Origin of the sequence: Microcoleus sp. CZ3-B2, from assembly GCF_036705055.1 — a bacterium.
Lineage (GTDB): Bacteria > Cyanobacteriota > Cyanobacteriia > Cyanobacteriales > Microcoleaceae > Microcoleus.
Map to the genome: position 1 here is coordinate 4,099 of NZ_JAUBTN010000112.1, position 4,480 is coordinate 8,578.

Sequence of the window (4,480 nt, forward strand, 5' to 3'; positions counted from 1 at the left end):
ATTCCAGAGGAAGCCCCGGTAGCAGTCACGCCACCGCCAATTCCAGAGGAAGCCCCGGTAGCAGTCACGCCACCGCCGATTCCAGAAGAGCCTTCTGCGATCGCACCTAAACAGGATTTGACTCCCCCAGAAACTCCTCCAAGCCCGATCGCCAACGAACCCAAAACCCCATCGCCCGATCCTCCCAAAAATGATAGCCCCATCGCCAGTGAGGAACCTCCTAAAAGCGAACCACCCGTTACCCAGTCTCGCCCCAAGAGCGCTGAGAGTTCCCCAGATTTTACTGCAGATGCTGGAAATCCCAAGTCATCGAATAGTCCTGAAAACAATAACTCGCCCTCGCCATCCTCAGAGGCATTAAATCCTGCTTCTGCCCCCATAGCCCGAGATCCCGCAGCCGGCCCGCCAGTCACAGCTACCAGGCCAGGAGGCGGCAGCAATTCGGCAAGTGCGATCGCCGATGTCACAAACCCAGCAGGAAATGCCGCCCCGAGTGAAAGCGAAATATCTTCCTCAGAAGAGCCATTTGCGGGCGGTTCTGGCCCCATAGCCCGAGATCCCGCAGCCGGCCCACCAGTCACAACTACCAGGCCAGGAGGCAGCCGCAATTCGGGAAGTGCGATCGCTGATGCCACAAACCCCTCCTCTGCCCCCGGAGGCGGAAACCCCCAGAGTGAAAGCGGAAGCTCTTCCTCAGAGCCATTTGCGGCCGGTTCTGGATCCATAGCCCGAGATCCCGCAGCCGGCCCGCCTGTCACAGCTACCAGGCCTGGAAGCGGCCGCAATTCGGGAAGTGCGATCGCTGATGTCACAAACCCAGGAGGAAGTCCCTCGAACTCAACATCCGGTGGTAGTGGAACTGGTGGGGGGGGTTCTTCAGAACCCTTTGGCAGTGGTTCGGGCTCAGTGCCAAAACCGAAAAACTCTGGTGGAGGGGGGAGTGCTTCCCCTGCTTCGGGCCCGCCTCCGGGCACTTGCATTAGCTGCGGTAAACCTGAATATCCCAGTGCCGCCAGAAAAGAAGGGCGGCAGGGTCAAGTGAAAGTCAAGTTTGATATTGACCCCAACGGTAAGGCATTCAACATCGCGATCGAGACTTCTAGCAAATACGACGACTTCGATCGCGCAGCGATTAAAACAGTAGAAAAATGGAAATTTGCCTCATCAGACAGCGGTATTCAAGGAAAAACAGCATCTATTACCTTCCGGCTCAATGAGTAGGTATTTTCTGGAAACCTAGCAATTTGGCTGGGAATTCAATAGCACCAAGAAAGCAACTGCAAAGCTAAAAATTGAATTTTGTGTAAGTTATGAATTTTGGAATGTCGCCAGCAACATTAAGTAAACTTCAGCGATTTGGATTCGCTCTATTACTTGGCTCCAACTTGGGAATGGCTGAGTTATTCGCAAACCCTCACAGCGCAATGGCAGGAGTGATTACTTTACCCGATGGCGGACGTTGTGAGGGAGAATTGAGCGAGGGAAAACTCAGCGGGCCCGGTCTCTGCGAATATGCCAATGGCGATCGCTACGAAGGCCAATTTCTCAACGGCAAACCTCACGGTAAGGGCACTTACACATTTAAAGAAGAAGGTCGATACCAAGGAGAATTTGCGGATGGGGAATTCAACGGTCAAGGTGTCCGCGAATTTGCTAACGGCAACCGCTACGAAGGAACTTTTAAAGACGGTGAATTCGACGGTACTGGTATTTTTACTTCAGCTAACGGCCTTCGTTACGAAGGCACTTTTGCCAACGGTTCTCCCAGCGGCCGAGGGGCTTTTACTTTCAGTAACGGCAATCGTTGCGAAGGAGATATTAAGGAAGGAAAAATTCAAGGCAAAGGTGTTTGTCAATATGCTAATAAAAACCGCTACGAAGGAGATTTGCGAAATAACCTACCTCACGGACAGGGAATTTATATTTTTGCGGTCGGAGGCCGTTATGAGGGGCAATTTAGTGAAGGCCAATTTCACGGCAAAGGGGTTCGCGAATATCCGAACGGCGATCGCTATGAAGGAGAGTTTGTCAAGGGCAACGCTCAGGGTCAGGGATTGTTGACTTTTAAAGCAGGGGGACGTTATCAAGGGCCGTTTGACAAGGGAGAATTTAGTGGTGAAGGTGTCCGTGAATTTGCTAATGGCAATAGCTATAAAGGGCTCTTCCGTACTTAACTTATTGTGCTAATTTTTTAGGAAAATGCCAAAAAAGTAATGCCCGTATTTCAAAATCTCTCAAATTTCTCGCATCCCAAACCACACCTTTTTAATAGCTTTAATTTAGTATTAATTCCCTCTACTATCCCATTTGTTGTTCTTGATTCAAAATAGCCTACAATCTCTCCCAAGCATCTTTTGATTGTTTCTATAGCCTTTATCAGAAAGATGAGGTACAATAACAGCAGTGTGTAAACCAGTTAAAAATATTGGACGATGTAACTTGACCGAACGCAAACTTAGAGTGCTTTTGCTAATTCTTGATAATTAGTAGTTTTGATAGAACGAAGAATAATTTTAAGTTTTTACCAGAGATTTTTAATTGGTGAAAAATCTGGTGAATAAGGTGATAAGTATATTAATATTGCCCCTTTTTTTCGATCGTTTTTTTCACTTCTTCTCCCAAGTGAATGGGACAATTATCCATGACTACACAAGCACCTTTCCATAGTTTTGGCACAATTTTTCTGATAATAAAAGCTTCAAATGTAATTGCATCAGTTGGGCCTATTAGATTAACCGATGTCAAAATTTCCTTGACTGACATTGCTCCAATTATTGAGACATTTTTGCCACGTTTAGTTGGTTTTGATCCCGGGCTCTTTGACCTTTCAAAGCTCTAGCATATAACCTAACCATTGCTAAATTAACTCCCGATTAGTCAATGAATATTAAGTATTTCAAACTAATCTCTTTTATGGTAGTCTTTTTTTGTAAAGGACAGAGGAAAACAATCTCTCTTATTATCCAATCCCCATTTTTTTTCTGATTTGTTGGTTGTATTCGTGGATGAAGTTCCAAATTGCCCCAATATGATTCTCTAGCTTCTTTGAGAATGATAATGTCTTTCTCACTAACCTTGATATTCTCTGTCTTAACCCTGATTGACTGACAAAAGTTTAATTAGCCCAAACTACAGTGGTAGCTTGAAACTCAATTCGGTAAGTTCTTTGCTGATGTTGTAAACGAGAAGCCTTGACTGGTTCGGGGTCAATATTAGTAGAAAAAGAGATAACAGAAATTAAATTCCAGCCCTTGTTCAGAGCTTGTTTGACCCAACTCCAGCCAATTTTCAAGTAGCTAGCACCCCGATACCAATGTGGATCTACACAGCGACGCTGACCTAAAATGACAACTTCAACACCTTGAGCAGTCAAGAACAAAGTAGTCATCGCTAACACCAAGCACAGTCGAGAAAGAGCTGGAGCGGAACGGAGTTTAGAGTCTTCGAGATTGAATCCAGAGGATTTATCATCCAGAAAATTTTCCTCAATGGTAAAGCGTTGGCCATATTCCCGAAAAGTTTGGAGATTAGTAGGTGAGCGTACTAATAATGTACCAGTGTTCACCATTCGTAGATTCCCACGCAATTGCTAGATGGACATCTGTGAGCGAGTTACATTTGTGAATTTGAACGTTGTGGATCAGTTTTGCCTCGCCGATGGCTACCGGAAATTGACTCACTCGCTGCCACCCCTGCCGTGGATGACGCAGCCAAAAATTGCCTTTAATCCGGATTCGACAGTGCCAGCCTAATTTTCTGACATAACGGACTAATTCGGCATTGGCAAACCCCCTGTCAGCCAAGAGAATGACTTTGACATCGACTGGTAGGAGCCTAGAGACACGCTTGAGGAGGTCCTGATAAGTATCGATTTTGACACTACTACTTTTGTGTTTGAGTACTCGCCAGCCCACCGGAATCGCTCTGCCCAAATGTACAACACAGATCCGAATTATGCAATATTTATCCCATAACATACTGGTATCAAAACTCAGATAAATTTCTGAGTCTTTCCAGTTGGCAAAGGAGGCCTTCACTACAGGACTATAAAGTTTTGCTGGGTTGATGCGAGGATTATTTACCCATCGAGACAATCTTAGTTGTGTGCTTTGGGCTATTTGTGCTTTGGTGCAAACATGGTCGATCCATTTGGTTAGATTTACCTTGCCTTCTACAATCAAACCAACCATCATCCAACACATCACTCCTAGATGTCTTAAATCTGACCACTGACTGTATTGACCTGCGAATTTCATTAGTTTATGATGAAGATGAGAGGGGCGATCGATCATTTCGATTCATACTGGTTTTTTGGTTAAAAACAGTTTATCCCTCTTTTTCTCTTTAATCCAGTCTGGGTCAGCTTTTATCCCGATCTTGACTGACTTTTGTCAGTCAACCAGGTCAGAGCATTAAGGTTATGGAGCTCAGTTACTAAAGAAATGTTGTTAATGTGGGATAGAGGTTTACATTCATATGC

5 protein-coding genes and 2 pseudogenes are annotated in these 4,480 nt (G+C 45.4%); 2 read left to right on the top strand and 5 right to left on the bottom strand.

Features of this window, described 5'->3' with window-relative positions; translation table 11 throughout:
• On the top strand, window positions 1-1,221 hold a 1,221-nt coding region (locus QUA97_RS27460), incomplete at its 5' end, for an energy transducer TonB (protein WP_333197431.1).
• A gap of 170 nt (window positions 1,222-1,391) precedes the next feature.
• Window positions 1,392-2,174, top strand: a complete 783-nt coding sequence (locus QUA97_RS27465; protein ID WP_228050401.1) for an MORN repeat-containing protein — start codon at window positions 1,392-1,394, stop codon at window positions 2,172-2,174.
• Window position 2,175: 1 nt separating this feature from the next.
• Here the strand turns inward: QUA97_RS27465 and QUA97_RS27470 are convergent.
• From QUA97_RS27470 to QUA97_RS27490, 5 genes and pseudogenes are all read right to left on the bottom strand, one after another.
• Window positions 2,176-2,374 (bottom strand): annotated as a pseudogene (locus tag QUA97_RS27470) (transposase); the annotation flags it as partial.
• Between the two features lie 200 nt (window positions 2,375-2,574).
• Window positions 2,575-2,763, bottom strand: a complete 189-nt coding sequence (locus QUA97_RS28420; protein WP_442922600.1) for a hypothetical protein — start codon at window positions 2,761-2,763, stop codon at window positions 2,575-2,577.
• A 196-nt stretch (window positions 2,764-2,959) separates the two neighbouring features.
• A pseudogene (locus tag QUA97_RS27480) lies at window positions 2,960-3,094 on the bottom strand (hypothetical protein); the annotation flags it as partial.
• Window positions 3,095-3,115: 21 nt separating this feature from the next.
• Window positions 3,116-3,568, bottom strand: a complete 453-nt coding sequence (locus QUA97_RS27485) for a hypothetical protein (protein ID WP_194071174.1) — start codon at window positions 3,566-3,568, stop codon at window positions 3,116-3,118.
• Window positions 3,528-4,292 carry a transposase gene (locus QUA97_RS27490; RefSeq protein WP_194071175.1) on the bottom strand — a complete coding sequence of 255 codons (765 nt, stop codon included), beginning with the start codon at window positions 4,290-4,292 and terminating at the stop codon, window positions 3,528-3,530. Before QUA97_RS27490 ends, QUA97_RS27485 begins: the two co-directional genes overlap by 41 nt.
• Window positions 4,293-4,480 lie beyond the last annotated feature (188 nt).